A 24363-nucleotide genomic window follows, 5' to 3' on the forward strand; every position below is an offset into this window, starting at 1 on the left:
CTCCCCCAGGGCGCGCGACCGGCCGACAACGGTGCCCTTCGGCCCGCCCACGGCCACACCCCCCTGGTCGTGATGCTCGTGCTGACCCAGGTCGCCGTGGGCTCGGTCACCCTCGGCTGGCTGATCGAGCTGGTCGCACCCACCGCCGTCAGCCGCAGCGGCGCGCTGGCGACCCCGGCACTCGGGACCGCTGCCGTGGCCCTCACCGCTTCCCTCGCCCACCTGGGTCGTCCGAGGTACGCGTGGCGAGCGGTCCGAGGATTCTCGCACTCGTGGCTGAGCAGAGAGATCGTGGCGTTCGGGCTCTTCGTGCTGCTCTCGGCCTTCTACGCGATGGCGATCCTGGCCGGCGCGCCTCGAGCGCTGTCGCTCGCCCTCGGCGGTGGGGCTGCGAGTACAGGGCTAGCCGGAGTTGCCACCTCGGTGATGGTGTACGCCGCGACCGGGAGGCGGTCATGGTCGGCGGCCCGCACCACCGCCCGGTTCGCGCTCACATCTCTATTGGGTGGCTCGCTATCGGTGCTCACCGTGGTCGCGGTCGACGGAGGCGACCCGACTCTGCTCACCGGAGCCGGCGCCCTCGGCGTGGCCGGCGCATCGGCGGCAGCGCTCACCCACTGGCAGGCCCGGCGTCGGCGTGGCGACCGGGACGATCCGCTGGTGCTTCGCGGCTCCCTCCTGCGAGGTCCACTCGACGGGCCGTCGACGGCGCGGTTGCTGCTCACGATGATGGTGCTGCTCCTGGTTCCCGCCACCCTGGCCCTCGCCTCGTCGGAGCCGAGAGGCTCCGCGGGCGCGGCCACCTTGAGCGCCGTGTCGGCGGCGACCGCCATCTGCGCGGAGCTGCTCGAACGACACTTGTTCTTCCGCACCAGTGTCGGGCCCCGGCTGCCCGCTGGAGGAGCATGAGCGTGTTCGACCGGCTCATACCCCTGCAGACCGAGGGCCCGCTCACCTCCCGGCTCGCCCGACGAGCAGGCGGGTTCGACCTCGGACAGGTCCCAGCCGACCGGATACCGGACCAGCTCACCCGCAGCGTGTGCGGGTTCTGCTCGGTCGGCTGCGCGCTCGACGTGCATCTGCAAGCAGGCATCGCGGTGGCGATCACGCCTTCGCCGGACCATCCCGTGAACCGAGGGTCCGCGTGCCCGAAAGGCTGGGAACTGCTGGCGCCAATGGAAGCGGGCGATCGGGCCACAGCACCGATGCGTCGCAATGCCGCCGGGCGGCTCGTACCGGTGACCTGGCCGGAAGCCATCGACGCCTTCGTGTCGGGGATACGAGCGGTGCAGGCCACACACGGCCCCGACAGCGTCGCCTTCCTGTCGACCGGTCAGATCCCCAGCGAGGAGATCGCCCTGTTGGGTCTGCTGGCGCGAAGCGGGCTCGGTATCCGGCACGGGGACGGCAACACCCGCCAGTGCATGGCCTCAGCGGTCGTGGCCTACAAGCAGTGCTTCGGCTTCGACGCGCCCCCCTACACCTATGCCGATCTCGAGCGCGGTGACGTGATCGTGTTCTGGGGTGCAAACCCGGCGATCGCACATCCGATCCTGTGGGAGCGAGCGCTGCGCAACCCCCACCATCCCGCCATCGTTGTGGTCGATCCTCGGCGCACGGAAACCGCGATGGCTGCAACGCATCACCTCCCGCTGCGACCCAAGACCGACCTGGACCTGGCCTACGCAGTCGGGCACATCCTGATCCGCGACGGGATGGTCGACCAGCGGTTCGTGGAAGCGCACACCTCGGGGTTCGATGACTACGCCGCTCACGTCCGGCGGTTCGCCCCATCGGTGGTGGCCCGAACCTGCGAGCTCGAGGTCGAGCGGATCGAGGAGCTGGCCCATCTCATCGGCACCGGTCGGGCGGTGTCGATCTGGTGGACGATGGGCGTGAACCAGTCCCATCAAGGCGTACGTACCGCACAGGCCCTGATCGCGCTGGCACTGCTCACCGGCAACATCGGCAAGCCAGGCACCGGGGCCAACTCGATCACCGGTCAGTGCAACGCCATGGGATCGAGACTCTTCGCGAACACGGCAAGCCTCTTCGGCGGTCGAGACTTCGGGAACCCCGAGCACCGTGCCGCGGTGGCCGAGGCCCTCTCGATCGACGAGTCCGTGCTGCCGAGCGAGCCGAGCTGGCCCTACGACCACATCATGGAAGGGATCGCCTCCGGTGCGATCCGAGGGCTGTGGGTGATCGCCACCAACACCGCACACTCCTGGATCAACCAGTCCGACGCCCGCGAGCTGCTCGACCGTCTCGACTTCCTCGTCGTGCAGGACCTCTACGCCGACACGGAGACGGCTCAGCACGCGCACCTGGTGTTGCCGGCTGCCGGGTGGGGGGAGAAGGAAGGCACCTTCATCAACAGCGAGCGCCGCCTAGGTCTGGTCAAGCGAGTCCGCCAGGCACCCGGGCAGGCGCTGGCGGACTTCTGGATCTTCAAGGCCATCGCCGCGGCGGCCGGCTGCGCAGACCTCGTCGCGCCCTGGACCTCTCCCGAAGCGGCGTTCCGGCTCCTGCAACGCCTCACCGCGGGGATGCCCTGCGACATCACCGGCGTTCGAGGATGGGAACATGTCGACACCGGGGCGGTGCAATGGCCCTGGCCTGAGGGCGACGAGCGGCCGCGACCCGGAGAGATCGAGCGGCGACTGTTCGAGGACGGCCGATTCCACACCACTGATGGCCGGGCACGCTTCGTCGTCGGCAACCCCACCCCTCCACCTGAGCTCCCCTCGCCGTCTCACCCGCTGGTGTTGCTGACCGGTCGCGGGTCCTCCGCGCAGTGGCACACCGGAACCCGCACGTCGCGCGCCCCAGCGCTGCGGTCGTTGGCTCCCCGAGGCCCGGTCGTCGAGATCCACCCCGACGACGCCGCGACCCGTGGACTCAGCTCCGGTGATCGAGTGGAGGTGCGATCAGCGCGCGGCTCGATGGAGGCGACCGCTCTGCTCACCCCGACCATGCGCCGCGGGGAGGTGTTCGTCCCCATGCACGACGCATCGACCAACCAGCTCACCTTCCCCGTCTTCGACCCCCACTCCCGCCAGCCCGGCTACAAGCACTGCGCGGTCGAGGTGCGACGAAGGTGATCCGCACCGGGTCTAGCGAACGGCGCACCACCGTGGCCGGCGGCACCGTCGGTGGCACCCCCAGCGACCGGTCAGCGATCGGCCGTGACTCGGGCGCTGAGGAGTGAGGGTCCACGACGCTCAAGCTGCGCGTCGTAGAACGTGATGTGCTCTGCGGCCATGCGCGACATCGAGAACCGTTCCTCGGCCGCCCGCCGACACGCGGTCCGATCCAGCTCAGGGACCCGTTCGAGCGCCCGCAGCAACGAATCCTCGTCGTTGCGGAGGAAGCCGGTCCGCCCATCATCGATGATCTCCGGGGCGGAGCCGAACGGGGTCGCCACCACGGGGGTGCCGTGAGCCAGGGCCTCGATCATCACCATCCCGAACGGCTCCGCCCAGGCGATGGGGTTGAGCAGGCAGAGGGCATCTCTCAGGAGCTGCGCTTTGGTAACCGGGCCCACCTCACCCACGTACTCGATATCCCCACCGAGCATCGGACGCACCCGTTCGGCGAAGTAGTCGAGCTCGGCCCGCTCCTGCATCTTCGCCGCGATCTTGAGGGGTACACCCGCCCGGCGAGCGACCGTGATGGCGGTGGTGACCCCCTTGTCCGGGCTCATCCGACCCAGGAAGAGCGCATACCCACCGCGGCCGTCGCCGACGTCACAGCGCGAGAGGTCGATCCCGTGGTGAATCACCGCGCCGATGGGGATGGTCCCCGCGGTCGACGCCTGGTGGTGGGAGATGGCGATGATCGGCACCCGACCGCCGACCCGGCGCAGCACGGCGGCCAGGTCGCCCTCGAACGGACCGTGGTTGGTGGTGACCACCGGCAGGGTCGGGAACGCCTCCCCCCAGGCCAGGCCGGTGATGGTGTGGTCGTGCACGATGTCCGCTCGCCAGGCGGCGGCCGCGTCGTACGCCTCGATCACGTGGTGCAGCTCGGCCGCGGGGCTGATGGCGGTGGTGCCGAGCGAGCGTTCAAACACCCAGTGCCGCTCCACGGGGCAGGTGCTGTCACCGGTCGTGCACAGCAACACCTCGTGACCCTGTTCCTGGAGGCCTCGACAGAGCACATCGAGCACCAACTCGGTACCCCCGTAGCCGCTGGGCGGCACGGCCAGCCACGGTGGAGCGATGACCGCAACCCTCACGAGCATCACCTCCTGATCGGAACGTCACGTACGCTGCGGTTCGGTCTCCCTCGTTGCGCTTCCCGGCGCGCCGGAGGCGGCGGAGCCGGCACTGCCCGATCATCTACCAAGGGCATCCTGCCCGCGCCAAAGCGGGCCTGCGAACGCCCCGCGGAGCGCACCGCCCCAGCGGCCCGGCCGGCCCGGTCACCCGGTGTCACCGCACGCCCGGGCCGGCACCCTCACCAGGGCTCGGACAGCATGAGGGCCCGTTCCACCCCCAGGGAACGCAGCACGCAGTAGCGGTGATTCCCGTCGAAGGGATTTCCCGCGTAGGGATCCCGCACCAGCGGCTCCCAGATGAACGACGCCACGCACGTCGCCAGCCAGGGGTCGGGACAGCGACGGGCGATCGCGACCTTGAGCGCCTCACTGGTCCAGTCGACGCCGTCGAAATCGGCCCAGAGCTCAATCGCGACGTCCATCGCCTCGGCCCACGGGCCCTGGTGGAAGTCGCACCGGCTGACGTCCGGTTGTACGAACAGCAGCGCCGTCTCCACATCGGCCGCCGGGGCCGCTTCGATCTCGTCACTGAAGCTGCAGCGACCAAGCTCACGAAGCGAGCCGAGCATCGACAGCCGCTCCACCGAGAACAGCTCGCGAGGCGCCAGCTGCGACGTGCGCACTTCACCCCGGGTACGGACTCCGACCATCACGGACCTCCCATCACGGATCTCCCATGTGATGACACCGCGGCCACCAGCAACGGCTGGCGGCTCGACGCCGTCAAACTCGTATTGCCCGCAGCAAGCGATCGGTTCCCGATTTCTTGTCCGGCGATCAGCTCCAAGGCGCGTCGTCGCCAAAGAGGCGTCGATGCTGCACCGCCCACTTCGACCGCTCGACGGCGAGGAGGTAGACGTCCTCGTACCGGCCGTCGACGTACTCGTGCTCACGCAGGCGGCCCTCGACATCGAACAACCGGCCGGCACCGCTGGCAAAGGCTGCGTAGTTGTCAGCGAGGCACTCGGCGTAGACCTTGCGCAGATCGAACTGCGCGAAGAGGTAGCTCAGGAACACCGCCACGCCTTCGAGCGCGAGCCCGCTGCCCACCCACTCAGGGTCCTCGATGACTGCCAAGTGGACCGTTCGGTTGCGGGCGTCGAGCTCGAACGCGGAGACCACCCCGACACGCCGCCCGTCCCGACAGGTGACGATGAACTGGGCCAGGATCTCCTCCCAGAGCAGCCGCCGCATGCCCTCTGGGCTCGGGGTCCGACCCCGCAAACGGAATCGCACCAGGGCATCGCCCCACACGTGCAGCGCGGCGAGATAGGGCTCGTCCTCGACCATCACCGGCCGTAGCCGCACGTCGGGCCCCTCGAGACGGCCGCGCGGGGTGCCCGGGGCCAGACCGAGCCCGGCACCGCTGCACACCTGGTGGTACACGTCGCCCAGGGTGCGGAGGCTGGCGATGAGATCCTCGGGCCATGGCTCGGTACTCCAGCGTTCGGCCACGATGACCAGCTCCACCAGGGCCAGCGAATCCAGGCCCAGGTCATCGACCAGCAGCGTCTCTTCGGTCGCGTGGCTCAGGTCCACCCACAGCTCGGTCGAGATGACCGAGCAGAGCTCGGCGAACGTCGGCGCCGGTGGCGCATCCACCCGGTTCGCAACTGCTGCCCGGTTCATGCGTAGTACTGGATCGACGTGACCTGCTGATCGAGCGTCGTGAGGTTGCGGATCGTGCCGTAGCTTCCGCTGGTCGTCTCCGCTGGCCCCTGCAGGCCCCAGTCACGCCAGTGCTTGATCGTGCCGCAGCGCAGATGGCGGGTGGAGCGGATGCGGTCGTTCCAGTCCGGGGACAGATTGAGCCCACCACCAGTGCAGTCGTTGCCCACCACCACGATGTACGAGCCGCTACCGCCCAGGCCCTCGTAGTGCGCCGCGAGGGCGTTGCTCGGCCATGACTCGGCCGCCATCGCCGCCGGACTGTCCGCCACCGCGACACCGGGAGCGACCCCGAGTGAGGACAGCAGCTTGGCGAAAGTGTCGAAGCACACCGGTTCGGCCACCTTGCCGGCTTCGACGTCTGCCCGGGTCTGGATCTCGACCCGGCAGTAGCGCTCGTCGGCAGGACCCGCCGCACCGCCGGGGGGCTGATCGGCGAGCACGATGGCCGCCGGGCCCAGCAGGGCGAGCGCTGCTGGCAGTGCTGTTGTCGATCGCATCGGAACCCTCCGTGCCGTTCCCCTCAGAGGTCGTCCTCCTCAGGGGTATTGCCCGGAGGGGCCAGCCGGTTCCTAGGTCGATCGGACCTCTTGGAGCGCGTAGGCCATCCAGCCCACCTGGTCCCAGGAGAACTCGGGAAGGGTCGGGACGCGGACGGCCACCGTCAACGGCAGGCCCGAGACCGGGTCGACGAGGACCGCCCACCCTCTCGGCCCTTCGGCGGACTCAGGATCACCCCCGAGGAACAGCAGGCCCCGCCGCCCGAGCGGGTCGGTCGACTCACCCGCCAGCCGGCCGTGCCGCAGGATGGAGTCGACGGCGGCAGCCCGCACCGCGGGCGGGGTGATCGGCGCGGAGGCGACCTCGGCCAGGGCCATCACCGCGTCATCCGAGCCCGGCGGATCCGCGTGCGTTCGCGACACGTAGTCTTCGAGCTCCCGAACGGTCACGGGCAGAGCCCGGACCTGCTCGTAGGAGTACCCCGCGAACGGCCCCACGTTCTTCATGGCCTCGCCGGGCGTCTCGGGCGGCACCGGTGGCTCGGCATCGAGGGAGCTGACCCACCGGACCTCATCGAAGCTCTCGCCCCAGGGCAGGATCCACGCGTCACGGACCTCGATCTCACCGGGTGAGTCCGGGCGCCCGAGGATCATCCGGCGGAACAGGGTCTCACCCTCGCCGATCGTGTGATCGGGATGCGAACCGGCGAGGCGCACCAGGTCTGCCGTCGAGCGGTCGGGAAGGCGGGAGCGCACCTCCTGGGTGCGCTCCCGGTGGCCGATGGCGACCGCCGCGACGGCCAGCAGGAGCGCCAGCGCCCCTCCGACGGCCACCACGAGTCTCGGCGACCGGCGGCGCGAGCCCCGGTCGCCTGCTGCGGGCTGCTCATCGGGTCGGTCGAGCGTGAGGTCGATGACCGGCGGCTGCGACCCGGACATCGCCACGGGGTCGAGTCTCCGGGTGGGTCGCAACTGCGGGTCCAGCTCGGCGATCCGGGCCAGGGCCCGGGCCCGCACGCGCTCGGCGGTGTCGCGGTCGGGCGTTCCCACCGGCGCCTCGAACCACTCCAACACGTCCAGCTCGTCCATCGGTGCGCCTCGCTCAGCCCTGCAGGTCCAAGATGCCCTGGACCGCCCTTCGCAACTTCCCTCGAACTCGGTTGATCCTTGACCTCACTGTACCGATTGGTAGCGACAAGGTTGTAGCAATCTCAGCATAGCCGAGCCCGACCACTGCATACAGGTAGATGCAATCACGATCCGTGGGTCCGACCTCCAGCAGAGCAGCTGCGACCTGCGGCCACACGTCCCGAGCCGCGACCCCATCCAGCACCTCCCGCTCACCGCTGGGCGCGAAGGCCGGCTGGTGCCAGCGGGCCAGCGCTCGCAGCTTGCGCTCCTCGGTGCGGCGGTGCCGCCGGACGAGGTTCGTGGCGATGGCGAACAGCCAGGTCGAGGGCGACCCCAGGGACGGATCGAACCGGTCCCGCCGGATCCAGGCCTGGGCGAAGACCTCCGCCGTCAACTCCTCCGCGTGGTCCGGGCCGACGCGGCGGGCCACGTAGCGGTACAAGGACCGGAAGTAGGCCGAATAAAGCTCATCGAAGGAGCCCAGATCCTGCGGCTGTGACACCGCCTCCTGCTCGTCGCGTCCACGCACCCGTCAGCCCGATCCGGCGACTCGGCCCGCGCCCGGGTCGCTCAACGCCTCCTCCCGCCGGCGGCGACCATAGCGTGGCGCATCACCATCCATCGGCGCCCGAGGAGTCGAAGTGAAGCGGCCGTCGGCTCCGGAACCGAGCTGCCGGCAATCCGACGTGATCCCTGACGCTGCGACACCGCCCAGACTTGCGTAGCGTCATGGGCATGACGCAGGCCGGCTTGGCCCTGCTCGTCGCCTACCTGGTGGGCGCGGTGCCGTTCGCCCAGCTCGCGGCGCGCCTCACCCGGGGAGCTGATCTGCGCCTGGTGGGCACCGGCACGGTCTCGGGGACCGGCCTGTACCGGGTTGCCGGCTTCTGGCCCCTGGCCATCGCCGGGGTGCTGGACGTGGGCAAGGGAGCCGCCGGACCGCTCCTCGCGGCCCGATCGCCGACCCTGGCCGCGCTGGCCGGTGGTGCGGCGGTCGCCGGGCACAACTGGTCGCCCTTCCTGCGCTGGGCAGGCGGCCGTGGGATCTCCCCGGCCATGGGGGCGCTGGCCGTGACCGCCTGGCCGGGGGCGGTGCTGCTGCTCGCCGGGCTCGCCATCGGCCGCCTGGCGCGGCAGACCGGCGCAGTCTGCTTCGTCGCCGACCTGGCCCTGGTACCACTCGCGACCATGACCCGAGGATCGGCCGGGGCGCTCGCGGCGGCCGCGGTACTCATCCCCATGCTCGTCAAGCGACTCGCGGGCAACCGAGCGCCAGCCGAGCGAACCGCGGCGACCTACCTCCGGCGCCTGGTCTTCGACCGAGACGAGCCGCCAGGGCAACTGACTCCACGGCGGCCACGATGACCGTCGGCATCGTCACCGACAGCGCCACGGCCCTCCCACCAGCACTCGCCGAACGCCACCGGATCACGGTGGTGCCGATGTGGCTCCAGGTCGGCGGCGAGCGAGTGCGCGAAGGCGAGCGGACCCTCGAAGAGCTGGTCGCCGCCACCGGTGTCACCACCTCGGGGCCGTCACCGGGTGAGTTCATCGAGGCGATCGAGCGGCGGCGATCGAGTGACGGCGTGCTGGTGGTGACCATCGCCTCGTCCATGAGCAGCACCCACCAGGCGGCGGTCATCGCCGCGGGCAGCCTCGACGTGCCGGTCCGGGTGGTGGACTCCACCACTGCCGCCGGGGCGGAGGCGCTCGTGGTGCTGGCCGCGGCCGAGGCCGCCGAGCGAGGTCTCGCCCTCACCCAGGTCGCCGCGGCCGCAGAGCGAGCCCGGGAGGCGGTGCGGTTGGTGGCCACGATCCCCTCGCTGGAACACCTGGCCCGCAGTGGTCGGGTGCCGGGAATCGCCGGGTGGGCAGGCGACCGGCTCGGCATCAACCCCCTGTTCGAGTTCCGCCGGGGCGAGGTGCACCGGCTCCGCCCGGCCATGAGCCGGCAGGCCGCGCTCGACCGGATCGTGTCCCTGTGCCGGCGGGGTGCGAGCCCCGGGCACCGGCTCCACGTGGCGGCATTGCACGCGCTGGCCCCCGACGACGGACACCGGCTGCTCGAGCAGGTGCGGGACCTGCAGCCCGCCACCTCGTTCGTGAGCGAGTTCGGGTCGGTGATGGTGGTCCACACCGGCCCCGGCCTCGCCGGGCTGGCCTGGTGGTGGGAACCCGCTTAGTCGGACTCGCTCAGGATCCACTCCACCGCGCCCACGATGGTGGGCGTGGCCTGCGGCCCGAACGCGTGGCCCATCCCCGCGACGAGCTCCAAGCGGCACGGTTGGCGAGCCGCGGCGGACAACTCGTGGGCGTCGGTCGAGCTGATGAAGCGGTCGGCTTCACCGTGCACGACGACCAGCGGCGAGGCGAGCAGGGACACGAGCTCCACCGGCGGAAGCGGGTTGGTCCACCGGGGGGCGATGCGCACCCGCATCAGGCGATCGGCGAGCAGCCGGCCAGGGATCGTGCGGGTGAGCAGGGCGGAAGCCAACCCAGCGGCACTCCGGGGCAGCCGCCACCGGGCGGGGCAGCTCACCGCCACCACGCCCGCCAGCGACGGGTCGGTGCTCGCGTACCGCAGCGCGGCGATGGCCCCCATCGAGGCCCCGACCAGCACGACCTGATCAGCGCGGGAGGCGGCCAGCTCCACGGCCGCGGCCACGTCGTGGGCCTCGAGATCGCCGAGCGTCGAATGGCCACCTGATCCGCCGTGCCCCCGGGCGTCGTAGGTGACCACGTCGAGCTCCCGCTGGTGGAGGGCTTCCGCGGTGGCGACCACCTCGGGATGGTCCCGGTGGGCGCTGAAGCCGTGGACCAGGACCACCGCGCCTCGGGGGGTGGTGTCGGTCAGCCAGCGGCGAGCGGCCAAGGCGACGCCGTCGGCGGTGATCAGGCTGGGTGTCGGCACTGCTCCTCCTGGCCGTGGGTGCTGCGCAGTGTAGGGAGAGCGGTGCCTGCTCGTCAGACGGGCGCCGGCGCCGACGGGACGGGGCTACTGGCCCGGAAGATCGACGGCGAGGATCTCACCCCCGGCCAAGGTCGCCTCGCGATCCACCACCCCGATCCGCAGCGCGGGTGCGGTCGAGCGGCGGGCTTCGATCCGGAGCCTCGCCGGAGTGACGTGCACGTCGAGCCAGTGCCCGCGGACATGGATCGGGAACGAGAGCGACTTCAGCTCGGCAGGGAGCCGGGGGTTGAAGCGCAGGACCCCGTCGCGGATCTCGAGACCCGTGTAGCAGCGCTGCACGAGGTCGATCGTGCCGGCCATCGCCCCGAGGTGGATGCCCTCCCGGGTGGTGCCGTCCTGCATGTCGAGGTCGCTGGCGAGCGCCTCGAGGAACACCTCCCACGATCGCTCCCGGTCGGAGCGGGAGAGCACCCAGGCGTGGGCCACCCGGCTGAGCGTCGACCCGTTGGAGGTCCGCTCGAGGTAGTAGTCGATCGTGCGGGGGATGGCCTGCGGGTCGAAGGGGTACCCGAGGTGCCGGAACAGGTCGTCGAGCTGCTCCGCGGAGAACAGGTAGAAGAGCATGAGCACGTCGGCCTGCTTGGATGCCTGGTAGCAGTTCGGCGAATCGCCCTCCGCCTCGAGGATGAGGTCCAGGCGGCCGATGTTGCGGTAGAGCGCCCGGTAACGGTCCCAGTCGAGCTCCTCCAGCTCGCCGTAGCCCTCGAACTGTGCGGGGATGCCCCCGTGGAGGAAAGGCACGTGCAGGCTGCGACTCACCTGGTCCCAGCGCGCCAGCTCGTCGTCGCGTAGGTGGAGCCGTTCCCACAGCTCACCGGCAGAGTTGCGGCTCAACAACTCGTGGACCTCGATTGCTCGGCGTAGGAGCCACGACACCATCACGTTGGTGTAGGCGTTGTCGTCGACACCGGATCCCGGACGGTCGGGATACCCGTCATGGAACTCGTCGGGCCCCATCACCCCCCGGATGTGGAACCGCCCGTCGCCGTCATCGAAGGTGGCCAGGTCCGCGAAGTACCGCGCGATCTCGATGAGCATCTCGGCGCCGTAGGCAGCCAGGAAGTCCTTGTCCCCGGTCACCTGGAAGTAACCCCAGATGTTGTACGCGATGGCCAGACCGACATGGCGCTGCAGGCGGGAGTTGTCGGGCATCCAGCGCTGCGAGAGTGGGTTGAACAGCATGGTCGGGGTCTCCTCCCGACCCTCGCTGCCGCTCTGCCACGGATACCTCGCTCCCCGGCGGCCCTCCTCCCTCGCCAGCCGGCGGGCGGCGTCGAGGCGACGCCACCGGTACAGCAGCAGCTCCCGGCTGAGCTCGGGGAACCGCATGGTGAGCAGCGGGACCACCAGCAGCTCGTCCCAGAAGATGTGCCCGTGGTACGCCTCACCATGCAGCCCCCTGGCGGGGACCCCGACATCGCGGTCGACGATCCTCGGCGACAGCGTCTGCAGGACGTGGAACACGTGGAGGTTCAGCGCCCTCGCCGCGCCACCATCGCCGCCTTCGAGCTGGAGCCTGCTGCGAGCCCACAAGTGCCTCCAGGCCATCGCGTGGGCCGAGAGGAGCTCGTCGAACCCACCTGCCCAGCCGACGGCGGTCCGGGCGGCGCTCACCGGCTCGGAGATGGCATGGTCAAACGAGGTCGAGATCCCCACCACCTTCTCCACCGTGACCGCCGTGCCGGCGGTGACCGGCAGCCGCAGCTCGTGCTCGATCCGCCCGGCCCCGCGGACCAACTGCCGTTCGGCTTCGATGGCTTCCTCGTCGCACGCCACTCTCGTGCGGGCGGCCACCGCGACCCGCACGTGGGACTGCACGGTCGCCGCCTCGAGCCAGATCACCTCCCCCTCGTCATCACCGCCGATGACCTCGAGGTGGCGACCGGCGAGATCCCGCTCGTCGGCCACGTTGCGGTTCTCCACCGATCCGTCGATGCCGGAACGGATCTCGATCTCCCCCGACCAGTTCTCCGGGATGATCGTCCATTCGAGGGCGCCGATGCTCGGCTCGGCCATCGAGAGCAGACGGCGCTCGGCGATGGTGGTGGTCCGACCCTCGCCGTCGGTCACCCGCACCGCCCGGTGAAGCACCCCGCTGCGCAGATCGAGCCGTTGCCGATAGCGCTCGATCGCCATCTCGTGCAGATCGAGCCACCGCCCGCCGCTCGGACGGAAGGTGAGCGGCAACCAGTTCGGCAGGTTGACCATGCTCTCGTGCTCGAGGCGCCGGCCATGCAGCTCGGAGAGCAAGCGGTTGAAGCACCCCGCGGCGTAGGTTCCCGGGTAGTGACCTCGGCCCGCGTCATGCTCGGGCGCGGCTCCGCGGGTGCCGAACACGCCGTTGCCGACCGTGCACAACGCTTCCCGATGGCCTTCCTGCCCGGGGTCGAACCCCTCGAAGTCGAGGTGCCAGGGATCATCCCTCGCCGGCACCTCGTACCAGGGGGTGATGCACACCTGGTCCAGGTCGCCGACCACCACGTCCGCACCGTGGGCGATCAGGTCCCGCTCGGCCTGTCCGCTGCGATCGACGCCGATCACGAAACCGAAGCCACCGGCGCGGCCGGCTTCGACCCCGGCCACCGCGTCCTCGATGACCACGGCCCGCCCCGGCTCGATGTCGAGCCGGCAGAGGGCTTCGAGGAACGTGGCCGGGTCGGGCTTGCCGGGCAGGTTGAGCTCGGCGATGTCGATCCCGTCGACGTGCGCGTCGAAGAGGTGGCTCACCCCGGCTGCTTCGAGCACGGCCGCCCGGTTGCGGCTGGCCGTCACCACCGCGGTGCGCACTCCTGAGCGCCGGGCGGCGCGGGCCAGCGCGATCGAGGACGGGAACGCGTCGACCCCTTCGGTGGCGAGCACCTCGTGGAAGTAGCGGTTCTTGCGGTTGGCCAGCCCCCACGCGCTCGGTGCGGTCTCCGGGTCGGTGGGCTCACCGCGCTCGAGGCGGACACCTCGGCTGGCCAGGAACGACTCCACGCCGTCGACCCGTAACCGGCCGTCGACGTAGCGCCGGTAGTCCTCCCCGTCGAAGGGTCGGCGATCCGCTCCGGAGGGGGCTTCGGTGGTGAGGTACTGGTCGAACAGGCGCTTCCAGGCCGCCTCGTGCACCCGGGCGGTGTCGGTGATGACGCCGTCCATGTCGAAGACGATGGCATCGATGTCGGCCGGGTTCAGGGTGACCACGACACCTCGGTGGAGCAGGGACGAGCCGGCACGGCGTGCCCGGGACCGGGTGGGCGCCGCTCAGTCCTTGACGCCCAGCCGCTTGACGGCTTCGTCGAGCGCGTCGCCGAGGTCCTTGACCGCGCGTTGGACCCCTTCGCGCACCGTCACGAACGCATCGCCGGCTGCGCTCTGTGCCTTGTCGAGCTGCTCCTTGGCGTCGAGCCACTTGTTGCGCAGCTGCTCCACCAGGGGTCGCACCTCGTCGCGGGCTTCCATCGTCCCGAGGCGCATCTGCACCTCGAGTTGGTCGATGCGGGCCTTCCAGTCGTCGAGCTGCCCCTGCAGGAGCTCCTCGTTGAGGCGCCGCACCTGGTCTTCCAGCTGGTGGACCCGATCCTCGAGGGACTTGGTCTCGGTGGTCTCGGTCATCGCCGTCTCTCCTTCTGCTCTGCCGTCCATCTCTGCACGGTGTCGAGATCGCCTCGGACCGTACCCATGTTGGCGCGGTCAGCGAACGCCGCGCCGTGCTCGACCCGTCCGGTCTCCCCGACGACGCTCCCGGGACGCCTCGAGCAGCAGTCGCCGCTCGGCGCGGCCGATCGCGGCCCGGGCGGCGTCGACCGCGTCGGGGTTCACGGAGATCGACGTGATCCCCGCTCGCACCAGGTGCTCGGCGAAGGCCGGGTTGTTGGAGGGCGCCTGCCCGCACAACGACGACGTGATGCCTGCCTCGCTGGCCGCCTCGATGATGCGGCGGATGGCGTCGAGCACCGCCGCGTCGCTCTCGTCGAACAGCTCCGCGCAGGTCTCGGAATCGCGATCGACGCCGAGCATGAGCTGGGTGAGATCGTTGGAGCCGATGGACACCCCGTCGATGCCCATCGCCGCGTACTCGGGGATCCGGTAGACGACCGAAGGCACCTCGGCCATCACCCAGGTGCGCAGGCCACGCTGGCGACCGAGGGGGCTGCGGTCGATCAGCTCCAGGCAGGCCTCCAGCTCCCAGGCGGTGCGCACGAAGGGGATCATCAGGTGCAGGTTCGGGGTCTGCTCCCGCACCCGGGCCAGGACCTCCAACTCCAGCGCGAACACCTCCGGGTCTTTGATGTAGCGGTAGCAGCCCCGGTACCCGATCATCGGGTTCTCCTCGTGGGACTCGTAGCGTTCGCCCCCCTCCAGCCTGCGGAACTCGTTGGTGCGGAAATCGGTGGTGCGGTACACGACCGGGCGGGGGGCGAACGGCTGGGTGATCCGCAGCAACGTCTCGGTCATCCGCTCCACGAACTCCGCTTCGCCACCGGATGCGAGCAGCGCCTTGGGATGGCGGCCGCCGAGCGCGTCGGTGAGCAGGAACTCCGCCCGCAGCAGGCCCACCCCGTCCACCCCCGGTTGGGCGGCGACCGCGTCGGCCCGATCGGCGAACGCCAGGTTCACGTAGAGGGCCGTGCCCAACGATTCCGCGACGGTCGGCGACACCGGGGTGGTGGTGGGATCGACCGAGACGCTCGACGCAGCCGCCGGTGCCGCCGTCGGCTCCACCTCGCCAGCCCACACGAGCCCGGACGAGCCGTCGACGGTGACCGGTTCCCCGTCCCGCAGGGCGGTGAGAGCACCGCGGGCGCCGACCACGGCTGGGATGCCCAGCTCGCGACTGACGATCGCCGCGTGGCAGGTCATGCCGCCGCCCTCGGTGACGATCGCCGAGGCCCGCCGGATGGTCGGCACCCAGTCGGGGTTGGTCATGGGGGCGACGAGGATCTCGCCGGTCTGGAGCCGCTTGCCCTCCTCCGGTGACCGCAGGATCCGCACCGCACCCCGCCCGATGCCCGGCGAGGCGCCGAGGCCCTTCACCAGCACCGCACCCGCAGGGGTGGCTCCGGTGGGCGGTGCCCCTGCTTCGCCCGACGGGATGGTGGTGATGGGCCGCGACTGCACGATCCACACCGCGCCGTCGGCATCGATGGCGAACTCGATGTCCTGGGGGACGTCGTAGTGCGCTTCGATCTTCAGCGCCAGCTCCGCCAGTCGCAGCACCTCGTCGTCGGCGAGCACCCGCCGCGCCCCTTCTGCCTCGGACAGCTCGACCCGCTGGTCACGGCCGTCGTCACCCTGCACGATCTTGAACGCCTGATGGCCGACCCGGGCCTCGAGGATGCGCGACGCCGGGCGAGCCACGACGTAGGTGTCGGGCTCGACGGCCCCGCCCACCACCACCTCCCCCAGCCCGAAGGCAGCCTCGATGATCAGCCGGGACCGGTCGCCGGTCGCGGGGTCCACCGAGAACATGACCCCCGAACGGTCGGAGGCGACCATCTGTTGCACCACCACCGCGATCGCGGGTTCGGATGCCAGCCCTCGCCGGGCCCGGTAGGCGATCACCCGCTCGCCGAACGCGGAGGCCCAGCAGCGGATCACGGCATCGACCACGTCCTCTGCGCCACACACGTTGGTGAACGTCTCGTTCATCCCGGCGAAGGAGGCGTCGGCGCTGTCCTCACCGGCGGCCGACGAGCGCACCGCCACCGGAACGTCCTCACCGAGCGAGCGGTACGCGTCGACGATCTGCTCACGCAGCTCGGGTGGCATGCCGGCTTCGTGCACCAGCTTGCGCAGCGCGTTCGACGCGGCGGCCAACTCGCCGGGGTCGTCGACCTCCAGCCGGCCGAGGACATCCCGGATGGCGGGGCGTACCCCGCCGCGCTCCATGGCGTCGGTGTAGACGGTGGCGGGGATGGCGAACCCAGGCGGGACCGGGAAGCCCGCTCGGCTGAGCTCCCCCAGGTTGGCCGCCTTGCCGCCCACGATCGGCTCGTCGGCCAGGCTCAGCTCGGAGAACCACGTGATCAGACGAGACGACATCTGGAACCCTTTCTGCTTCCCCCGTCGAACCTACGGGCGAGTGGGACCGTGCCAACAGTGTCCAAGGTCCTGAGCCGCGGGGGACAATCGGAGAGCCAGTTCGTCCCCTCCAGCCCTTCCACCGACCGTCGCGACCCCGGAGGCTCCTGCCCATGAGCACGATCGAGCTCGACGCCGCGTGCCGCCACTACGAGACGGGAGGCGGCACGGTGAAGGCTCTCGACGAGGTGGATCTGCGGGTCGACGAGGGCGAGCTGGTGGTCGTGCTCGGACCCTCGGGCAGCGGCAAGACGACGCTGCTCAACGTGGTCGGGGCGCTGGACCAGGCCACCGCCGGCGAGGTGCGGGTCGCCGGTCGCGACCTGCGGCGGGCTCGTACCCGCGACCTGTTCCGCTACCGGCGGGAGACGGTGAGCTTCGTGTTCCAGAGCTTCAACCTGTTCCCCGGGCTCACGGCCTTCGAGAACGTCCGGTTCGGCGCAGACGTCGCCGGGGTCCCCGACGGGGTGTCCACCGCTCACGAGGTCCTGGAGTCGGTCGGGCTCTCGGCCCGCGCCCACCACTTCCCCGCCCAGCTCTCCGGCGGCGAGCAGCAGCGGGTGGCCATCGCCCGGGCGCTCGCCACCCGCAACCCCGTGCTGTTGGCGGACGAGCCGACCGGGGAGCTCGACTACCGCACCGGGGTGCAGATCCTCGCCCTCCTGCAGGAGCAGGCCCGCGCCGGTCGCACGGTGCTGGTGGTGACCCACAACCGGGAGATCTCCCGCATGGCCGATCGGGTCGTCGAGCTGAGCGCGGGCCGGGTCGAGCGCGACGGCCCACCCGCCGGCGGCCGGCGGCCGGTGGACGAGCTGCACTGGTGACGGCGGGGTGAGCAGGTGACCTCGCCGGGGCTCTGGCTGCGCTGGTCGTGGCGCGACCTGCGCCAACGCTGGCTGCAGGTGGCCGCCATCGCGCTCGTCATCGCGCTCGGCTCCGGCACCTACGTCGGGCTCATGAGCTCCTCGACGTGGCGGCGGGTGTCCTACGACCGCAGCTACGAAGCCTCCTCGACACACGACCTGCTCGTCACCCTGGCGGAAGGCACGTTCGTCGACGACGCCCGGCTGCGGGCCGCGCTCGACCCGAGCCGCTCCGAGCTGATCGCGCAGGTGACGACCCGGCTGGTCGTGCCCACCCAGGTCGACGCGTCCACCGACGGGCGAACCATCCTGGTACCCGGCTCGATCGTCGGGGTCGACGCCGGCGGCGGCGAAGGGCCTCCCGTCGATCGGCTCACCCTGCAGGAGGGGCGCCTGTTCGCCCCCGGTGAGGCGGCGTTGGTCATCGACCGGCACTTCACCGACCACCACCACCTCTCCCCGGCGGGCGAGCTGGCGATCAGCGGCGGGCGGGTGGTGCCGTACGTGGGCACCGGGCTCTCACCGCAGTACTTCCTGGTCAGCGGCCGGGGTGGCTCGCTGTTCGGCGCCGGCGGCTTCGCGGTGGTCTGGGCCCCCCTCGAGGTGGCCCAGGAGCTGGCGGGCCGACCGGGCCAGGTGAACGAGGCCGGGGTACGCCTCGCGGCCGGGGTGGACGTCGAGTCGGCCCGGGCCGCGATCAGCTCGATGCTGGCCGCCGAGCTCCCCGACGTGGCCACCGTGGTGACCCCCCTGACCGAGGAGCGCGAGTACCGCATCCTCTACGACGACATCGACGGCGATCAACGCCTCTACAACATCTTCGCCCTGCTGATCCTCGGTGGCGCGGCCTTCGCCGCGTTCAACCTCACCAGTCGCATCGTCGAAGCCCAGCGGCGGGAGATCGGGGTCGGCATGTCGCTCGGCGTCCCGACCGGTGGGCTCGCGATCCGGCCGTTGCTGGTGGCGTTCCAGGTCTCGGTGCTGGGTGTGCTGTTCGGGATGGTGGTGGGCACGATCGTGGGCTCGTTGATGTCCTCGATCATCGAGCGCTTCTTCCCGCTGCCCGTGTGGGACACCCCGTTCCAGTTCGGCATCTACCTGCGCGGCGCGCTCCTCGGCCTGGTGCTGACCTTCGCCGCCACCATCTACCCGGTCTGGCGGGCGGTCCGGGTCACTCCCGTGGAGGCCATCCGCACCGGCCCGAGGGTGACCGCCACCAGCGGTCTGAGCCGGTTGGCGACCGGCCTGCCCCTTCCCGGCGACAGCATCGCCCAGATGCCGCTGCGCAACGTGCTGCGCGCCCCCCGGCGGACGCTGCTCACCGCGCTCGGGATCGCGGCCGCGATCGCCACGTTGATCGGCGTGATCGGCATGATCGACTCGTTCCTGTTCACGATCGACCGGGCGGAGCGCGAGCTGCTGCGCACCAACCCCGATCGCATGACCGTCGATCTCCAGAGCTTCACCCTCGAGGACGCACCGGAGCTGCGCCAGCTCGCGGACACCCCGGGGGTGGCACGAGTGGAGCCGACGTTGCGGGTTGGGGGTCAGCTCGTCGAGGGGGACACTCGGTTCGACACGCTGATCAACCTGGTCCCCTTCGACAGCCCGATCTGGAGGCCCGGACTGGTCCGGGGTTCGCTCGACCCCACCGTCGAGCGCGGGGTGGTGATCGCGGAGAAGGCCGCCGCCGATCTGGGTGTGGACGTCGGGGACCAGATCACGATGCGCTACCCGGTGCGCGAAGGGCTCGGCTACCGCTGGGAGGAAGGCCCGTTCCGGGTCATGGCGATCCACACCTATCCCTACCGGTTCCTCACCTTCCTGGATCTCGCACAGGCCCCGGTGATGAACCTCCAGGGCATCGTCAACGGCGCCCAGGTCCTTCCCTCCGAGGGCACCAGCACCGAGGCGGTGCAGCGGGCGTTGTTCGAGGAACCGGCCGTCGCCGCGGTGGAACCGGTCGCGGGGGTGATCGCGAACCTGCGGGAGACGATCAGCCAGTTCACCGACGTGCTCAACGTGATCAGGGGGGCGGTGCTGCTGCTGGCGCTGATGATCGCGTTCAACTCCACGAGCATCAGCTTCGACGAGCGGGCCCGGGAGCACGCCACGATGTTCGCGTTCGGCCTGCCGTCGAGGACCGTGATGGCGGTCGCCATGGTCGAGAGCGCGGTCATCGGCGTGCTGGCGACGGTGGTGGGGGTGCTGGTCGGCGTCGGGCTGCTGGAGTGGATGACGAGCGTCCTGCTGCCCGAGACGCTGCCCGACATCGCCGTGGCACGTCACGTCAGCCCGACGACCTACCTCACCGCCGCCGTGCTGGGCGTGGCCGTCGTGGCGCTCGCTCCCGGGCTCGCGATCCGCAAGCTCCGGCGCATGGACATCCCGTCCACCTTGCGGGTGGTGGAGTGACGCCCGATCGCCGGTGGCTCAGCCTGCGCCCATGGCCCGCATCATGGTGCGGCGGTCGAGGGCGAACTCGGCCATGTTGAGGTAGATGCCGAGCATCGCCGGGCCGTAGTGGGACGCGGAGGCCCACACGCCGGTGAGCTGGTTCCACGTCTGGCAGCAGCCGGCCGGGCCCCGCAGCCGCCGGTCGACCAGCTCGAAGCGGTACTCGGGCTTGTCGTACACGTAGCTCTTGAGGAGCTGGATCTGAGCCCGCACCCCTTCCTGGGGGGAGGGGAAGGCCCAGCCGGTGGGGCAGGAGTCGCAGTGGCCGATCCCGGCGTAGTTGTTGAACCGGACGGTGTCGTCGTTGGTGAACCCGCCGGTCTCGAGCACCGCCTGGGCGAAGGCCACGTCGCCGCGCAGCCCCTCCGCCGCGCCTTCCTCGATGTACCACCGGGCCAGGTCCGCCACCGGGGCGCCGGCCCTGCTCTGCCCGCCGACGTGCTCGAACCACGCGGTGAGCTCCTCCGCGCTGAGCACGCTCTCACCGGCGATCGGGAGTTGCCAGCGCCCGGTGTCGGCGGGGTCGAACAGCACCGGCGCGTCCTGGGCCTGCGCGGTGCGCAGCTCGCGGCGGGCGTCGTCGAGCGCCTGCCGGGCGAGTGCCACCATCGCTTCCTGGTCCGCCACCCGAGTGGCGAGCGCGTCGACCTCGGCCTGCCGGTCGTCGAGCAGGTGCTGCGCGTCGTCGAGCGCCTCCTCGTGCTGGCGGACGACGGCCACCTTGTTGTCCATCACTGCCCGGGTGAGCTCGCGCTCCTTCTTCTTCTCGTAGACGGTGATCCTGGCCGCGGGGCTGCTCGTGCCGCCGCTGGCGTACATGAAGGAGCTGACCGCCAGATCCGCCAGGAGCCGCCGCGCCCGCTCGAGACGGCGCTGCGCGTCGGCGACGACCGCCCGAGCGGCGTCACGATGCTGGTTGGCCGCCTCCAGCTCGGCGCGAACGTCGACGAGCTTGCCTTCTTCGCTCGCCAGCACGTCCTCGGCGTGCATGATCGACAGCTTCGCCAGCACCACCCGCAGCTGGGGTGAGGGGTCCACCGGTGGCGGAGCGGGAGCTTCCGGCTCGGCCGGCTGGGTGTCGCCGGCCTGGTCAGCGGGACCGGCCCCGGCGGCGGGATCGGACCCCGGCGGCTGGGTGGACGGCTCGCCCTCCTGGGCGGCCACCGGTCCGGTGAGGACGGTGAGGGTGGTGAGGACGCCGAGGGCCACCGCGGTCGCGACCCAGCGCCGCAGCGACGGGCGGCCGTGATGATGAGGGGATCTCATGGCCATGGGCGAGCTCTCGGGGACGGCTGCGTGCGGCCGGGCACCGGCGCCGGGAACCGCGCGAACGCCCTGTTCTATCGGATCGGGGGCCGCCGATCCTGAGCAGCAGGTGACTCTGACCACCGTGAGTGGCGGGCCGCCCGGGCGAGTCACCAGCCGCCTTGCGGCCGCTGGCCGGGTCGACCTTCGCCCGTGGTGACCGGCGAGCGGTCAGGGGGTGGCCATCAGCACCGAGGCGATCCGGTCGTAGCGGGGGTCGTCGTCACCGATGATGCGACCCACCCACCGCAGCACCTCCGCGGCGTCGATGGAGGTGCCGATGGCGCGCATGGCGTCGATGTCGACCCAGTCCCGGGGACGGTCGAAGACGACCTTGCACACCGTGAGGTGCTCGGGGGACAGCACCCGGATGGTCCCGTCCAGGAACGGCACCTCGTGCGCGCCACGGTCGACGGCGGCGTGGAACCGGTCGTAGGCGAAGAACAGGTCGACCGGGGTCCGCCCCCACATCACCCGCGCCTGGCCGGAACGGGAGGCCTCCGCCCCGGCCCCACCGGTGCGGACTCCCAGGTCCCGCAAGGGCGCCAGCACCCGCTCGGCCTCGCCAGCGGACACGAACACGTTGAGGTCGATGTCGATGGTGGCACGGGGCTCGGCGTGGTAGGCGAGCGCCAACGCTCCTCCGAAGGCGTGCGGCACCGCGGCGAGCGCCCGGTCGATCGCCACGATCTTGTCGGGCAGTGCCGGCTCGCTCACGTCGAGTCGAGCCGCGGGAAGGCCAGCGGGCCGCGGGGCCGGTGGCCGATCGCGTCCGCGAGTCGGAGCACCTCCACGAGGCGCTCGCCGTGCTCGCGGGCGTCGACGGGTGGGGGGACCTCGGGGGACGGCTCGGCGAGCCCCACGTGCAGCCGTTCACCCGCGGCGGCGAGCAACCGTCGCAAGGTGTGGGTCGTGGGGTCGCGCCGCCCGTGCTCGTACGCGGAGATCACCGGCTGGCTGGTGCCGGCTCGCGCCGCCAGCGCCGCCTGGCTCAACGCATGCCGGCGACGAGCGAGCCGGAGCAGGTCGGGAACCTCCATCGCCGCCAGGCTAGCGAACCTCATATCGCTTTGTATATATCCCCGGTCGCGCTCCTGGACTGGCCGTAGGTTGGGCCGCTGCTTCTCGGTCCGAGCGGGGACCCCGACGCCGGCGGGTAGCCTGCGCCGGTCGAGTTGCGGACAGGGGGGTGAGAACGGTGCGCATCGGGGTGTTCGTCGACGGCCAGGACGTCGACTCACTGGTCAGGCAGGTGCGCTCCGCGCACGAGCACGACTTCGCCTCCGCGTGGGCGCCGCAGGTGTTCGGCCCCGACGCCCTCACCGCGCTGGCCGTGGTGGCCTCCCAGGTGCCCGACATCGCCCTCGGCACCGCGGTGGTGCCCACCTACCCCCGCCACCCGATGGTGATGGCCGCGCAGGCCCGCACCGTGCAGCAGGTCAGCGGCGGGCGATTCACGCTCGGCATCGGGCTGTCGCACCAGGTGGTGATCGAAGGGATGCTCGGCATGCCCTGGGACAAGCCGGTACGGCACCTGCGCGAGCACCTGTCGATCCTCATGCCCCTCGCTCGGGGCGAAGCGGTGTCCTTCGAAGGCGACACCCTCACCGCCAAGCTCGCCCTGGGCGTCGAGTGCGAGCCGGTCCCCGTGCTCGTCGCCGCGCTCGGCTCGCAGATGCTCAGCGTCACCGGGCGGATGGCCGACGGCACCGTGACCTGGATGACCGGCCCCCGCACCATCGCCTCCCACGTCTCACCGACCATCCGCCGCGCCGCGAGCGACCACGGACGCCCCGACCCCCGGATCGTGGTCGCCCTGCCGGTGGCGGTCACCGACGACCCCGACGGGGCGCGGGGGCAGGCCGCAGGGGTGTTCCAGATCTACGGTCAGCTCCCCTCCTACCGAGCGATGCTCGACCGGGAGGGCGCGGCCGGCCCGGCCGAGGTGGTCATCGCCGGCGACGCAGCCACCGTGCGAGCCGGCATCGAAGCGGTCTTCGAAGCCGGCGCCACCGAGTTCGTCGCCGTGCCCTTCGCCGAACGCCAACGCACCCTCGACACCCTCGCCGGGCTCCTCGACTGAGCGGCACGCCGGGCGCGTAGGGTTCCCCCATGAACCACCGCTTCCTCGGACGCAGCGGCCTGAAGGTCAGCGAGATCTCCTACGGCAACTGGATCACCCACGGCAGCCAGATCGACGACGACACCGCGCTGGCGTGCGTGCACGCCGCGCTCGACGCGGGCATCACCACCTTCGACACCGCTGACGTCTACGCCAACACCCGCGCCGAGGAGGTGCTCGGGCGAGCCCTTGCCGGCCAGCGGCGGGAGGGGCTGGAGATCTGCACCAAGGTGTACTGGCCGACCGGCCCGGGACCCAACGACCGGGGCCTGTCGCGCAAGCACATCATGGAGTCGATCGACGGCTCCCTGCGCCGGCTGCGCACCGGCTACGTCGACCTGTACCAGGCCCACCGCTACGACCACCAGACCCCACTCGAGGAGACGATGCAGGCCTTCGCCGACGTGGTGCGCCACGGCAAGGCCCTCTACATCGGCGTGTCGGAGTGGACGGCCGAGCAGATCCGCGCCGCTCACGCGCTGGCCCGCGAGCTCGGCATCCAACTCGTCTCCAACCAGCCGCAGTACTCGCTGCTGTGGCGGGTCATCGAAGGCGAGGTGGTCCCCACCTGCCGGGAGCTGGGTATCGGCCAGATCGTCTGGTCCCCGATCGCGCAAGGGGTGCTGACCGGCAAGTACCTGCCCGGCCAGCCGCCCCCGGAGCAGTCCCGGGCCACCGACGAGGTGGGTGGCGGTTTCGTGCGGCGCTTCCTGCGCGACGACGTCCTCGAACGGGTCCAGCAGCTCCGCCCCGTGGCGCAGGACTGCGGGCTGACCATGGCACAGCTGGCGGTGGCGTGGGTGCTGGCCAACGACAACGTGGCCTCCGCCATCGTGGGGGCCACCCGTCCCGAGCAGCTCCGGGAGAACGTGGCCGCCTCCGGGGTGACCCTGGAGCCGGAGGTGCTGGCCCGCATCGACGAGATCGTGGCCCCGGTGGTGGTCGACGACCCGGCGATCACCGCGGAGTTCACCCCGAAGGAGCGCCCGTAGCGGCGCCGA

21 protein-coding genes are annotated in these 24363 nt (G+C 71.1%); 8 read left to right on the forward strand and 13 right to left on the reverse strand.

Features of this window, described 5'->3' with window-relative positions; genetic code table 11:
- Together V7004_RS02020 and V7004_RS02025 are read left to right on the forward strand one after the other, a co-directional pair.
- Positions 1 to 909, forward strand: a 909-nt coding sequence (locus tag V7004_RS02020; RefSeq protein WP_334141611.1) for a dimethyl sulfoxide reductase anchor subunit family protein, incomplete at its 5' end; no start/stop codon positions are given.
- Positions 906 to 3104, forward strand: coding sequence for a molybdopterin oxidoreductase family protein (locus V7004_RS02025; protein ID WP_334141613.1), 2199 nt, complete (start codon positions 906 to 908; stop codon positions 3102 to 3104). The genes V7004_RS02020 and V7004_RS02025, both read left to right, overlap by 4 nt.
- Before the next feature lie 71 nt (positions 3105 to 3175).
- Here the strand turns inward: V7004_RS02025 and V7004_RS02030 are convergent, their stop codons facing one another.
- The 6 genes from V7004_RS02030 to V7004_RS02055 form a co-directional block, all read right to left on the reverse strand.
- A complete protein-coding gene (locus tag V7004_RS02030) occupies positions 3176 to 4246 on the reverse strand; it encodes a glycosyltransferase family 4 protein (protein WP_334141615.1) in 1071 nt (356 codons plus the stop codon).
- A gap of 215 nt (positions 4247 to 4461) precedes the next feature.
- Complete coding sequence (locus V7004_RS02035; protein ID WP_334141617.1) at positions 4462 to 4905, reverse strand: hypothetical protein; 444 nt, start codon at positions 4903 to 4905, stop codon at positions 4462 to 4464.
- Positions 4906 to 5059: 154 nt separating this feature from the next.
- The gene (locus tag V7004_RS02040; RefSeq protein ID WP_334141619.1) at positions 5060 to 5911 is read right to left on the reverse strand and encodes a GNAT family N-acetyltransferase; all 852 of its coding nucleotides are present in this window, start codon (positions 5909 to 5911) and stop codon (positions 5060 to 5062) included.
- Entirely contained in the window at positions 5908 to 6450 is a 543-nt protein-coding gene (locus V7004_RS02045) for a hypothetical protein (protein WP_334141621.1), read from the reverse strand. Before V7004_RS02045 ends, V7004_RS02040 begins: the two co-directional genes overlap by 4 nt.
- A 72-nt stretch (positions 6451 to 6522) precedes the next feature.
- The gene (locus tag V7004_RS02050) at positions 6523 to 7539 is read right to left on the reverse strand and encodes a hypothetical protein (protein WP_334141623.1); all 1017 of its coding nucleotides are present in this window, start codon (positions 7537 to 7539) and stop codon (positions 6523 to 6525) included.
- Positions 7540 to 7552: 13 nt separating this feature from the next.
- Entirely contained in the window at positions 7553 to 8083 is a 531-nt protein-coding gene (locus V7004_RS02055; protein ID WP_334141625.1) for an RNA polymerase sigma factor, read from the reverse strand.
- Between the two features lie 233 nt (positions 8084 to 8316).
- Between V7004_RS02055 and V7004_RS02060 the strand changes: the two genes are divergently transcribed.
- Together V7004_RS02060 and V7004_RS02065 are read left to right on the forward strand one after the other, a co-directional pair.
- Entirely contained in the window at positions 8317 to 8946 is a 630-nt protein-coding gene (locus V7004_RS02060; RefSeq protein WP_334141627.1) for a glycerol-3-phosphate acyltransferase, read from the forward strand.
- Entirely contained in the window at positions 8943 to 9764 is an 822-nt protein-coding gene (locus V7004_RS02065) for a DegV family protein (RefSeq protein WP_334141629.1), read from the forward strand. The genes V7004_RS02060 and V7004_RS02065 overlap by 4 nt, the downstream gene beginning before the upstream one ends.
- Here V7004_RS02065 and V7004_RS02070 read toward each other — a convergent pair.
- The 4 genes from V7004_RS02070 to ppsA all read right to left on the reverse strand — a co-directional run bounded on the left by V7004_RS02070 (position 9761) and on the right by ppsA (position 16576).
- A complete protein-coding gene (locus tag V7004_RS02070) occupies positions 9761 to 10492 on the reverse strand; it encodes an alpha/beta hydrolase (RefSeq protein WP_334141631.1) in 732 nt (243 codons plus the stop codon). The genes V7004_RS02065 and V7004_RS02070 overlap by 4 nt on opposite strands.
- A gap of 84 nt (positions 10493 to 10576) precedes the next feature.
- Entirely contained in the window at positions 10577 to 13735 is a 3159-nt protein-coding gene (locus V7004_RS02075; RefSeq protein ID WP_334141633.1) for a beta-phosphoglucomutase family hydrolase, read from the reverse strand.
- 60 nt (positions 13736 to 13795) lie between these two features.
- On the reverse strand, positions 13796 to 14146 hold the full coding sequence (locus tag V7004_RS02080; protein ID WP_334141635.1) for a hypothetical protein: 351 nt from the start codon (positions 14144 to 14146) through the stop codon (positions 13796 to 13798).
- A gap of 78 nt (positions 14147 to 14224) precedes the next feature.
- Positions 14225 to 16576 (reverse strand): phosphoenolpyruvate synthase, encoded by a 2352-nt coding sequence (gene ppsA / locus V7004_RS02085; RefSeq protein WP_334141637.1) that lies wholly within the window; start codon positions 16574 to 16576, stop codon positions 14225 to 14227.
- A 152-nt stretch (positions 16577 to 16728) separates the two neighbouring features.
- Here ppsA and V7004_RS02090 point away from each other — a divergent pair, with 152 nt between their 5' ends.
- Positions 16729 to 17439 carry an ABC transporter ATP-binding protein gene (locus V7004_RS02090; protein ID WP_334141640.1) on the forward strand — a complete coding sequence of 237 codons (711 nt, stop codon included), beginning with the start codon at positions 16729 to 16731 and terminating at the stop codon, positions 17437 to 17439.
- Positions 17440 to 17454: 15 nt separating this feature from the next.
- Entirely contained in the window at positions 17455 to 19893 is a 2439-nt protein-coding gene (locus tag V7004_RS02095) for an FtsX-like permease family protein (RefSeq protein ID WP_334141643.1), read from the forward strand.
- 18 nt (positions 19894 to 19911) lie between these two features.
- On the opposite strand, the gene V7004_RS02100 is transcribed toward V7004_RS02095, so the two are convergent.
- The 3 genes from V7004_RS02100 to V7004_RS02110 form a co-directional block, all read right to left on the reverse strand.
- Positions 19912 to 21207, reverse strand: coding sequence for a glucosaminidase domain-containing protein (locus tag V7004_RS02100; RefSeq protein ID WP_334141645.1), 1296 nt, complete (start codon positions 21205 to 21207; stop codon positions 19912 to 19914).
- Between the two features lie 204 nt (positions 21208 to 21411).
- Positions 21412 to 21957: a nucleotidyl transferase AbiEii/AbiGii toxin family protein gene (locus V7004_RS02105; RefSeq protein WP_334141647.1), complete on the reverse strand. Its 546-nt coding sequence runs from the start codon at positions 21955 to 21957 to the stop codon at positions 21412 to 21414.
- Positions 21954 to 22280, reverse strand: coding sequence for a helix-turn-helix domain-containing protein (locus tag V7004_RS02110; protein ID WP_334141649.1), 327 nt, complete (start codon positions 22278 to 22280; stop codon positions 21954 to 21956). The genes V7004_RS02105 and V7004_RS02110 overlap by 4 nt, the downstream gene beginning before the upstream one ends.
- A 158-nt stretch (positions 22281 to 22438) precedes the next feature.
- Here V7004_RS02110 and V7004_RS02115 point away from each other — a divergent pair, with 158 nt between their 5' ends.
- Positions 22439 to 23323 (forward strand): LLM class F420-dependent oxidoreductase, encoded by an 885-nt coding sequence (locus tag V7004_RS02115; RefSeq protein ID WP_334141652.1) that lies wholly within the window; start codon positions 22439 to 22441, stop codon positions 23321 to 23323.
- Positions 23324 to 23352: 29 nt separating this feature from the next.
- On the forward strand, positions 23353 to 24354 hold the full coding sequence (locus tag V7004_RS02120; RefSeq protein WP_334141654.1) for an aldo/keto reductase family protein: 1002 nt from the start codon (positions 23353 to 23355) through the stop codon (positions 24352 to 24354).
- Positions 24355 to 24363: the final 9 nt, after the last annotated feature.

This window comes from Rhabdothermincola sp., assembly GCF_036846205.1.
Taxonomy (GTDB): Bacteria; Actinomycetota; Acidimicrobiia; order Acidimicrobiales; family Acidimicrobilacustridaceae; genus Rhabdothermincola.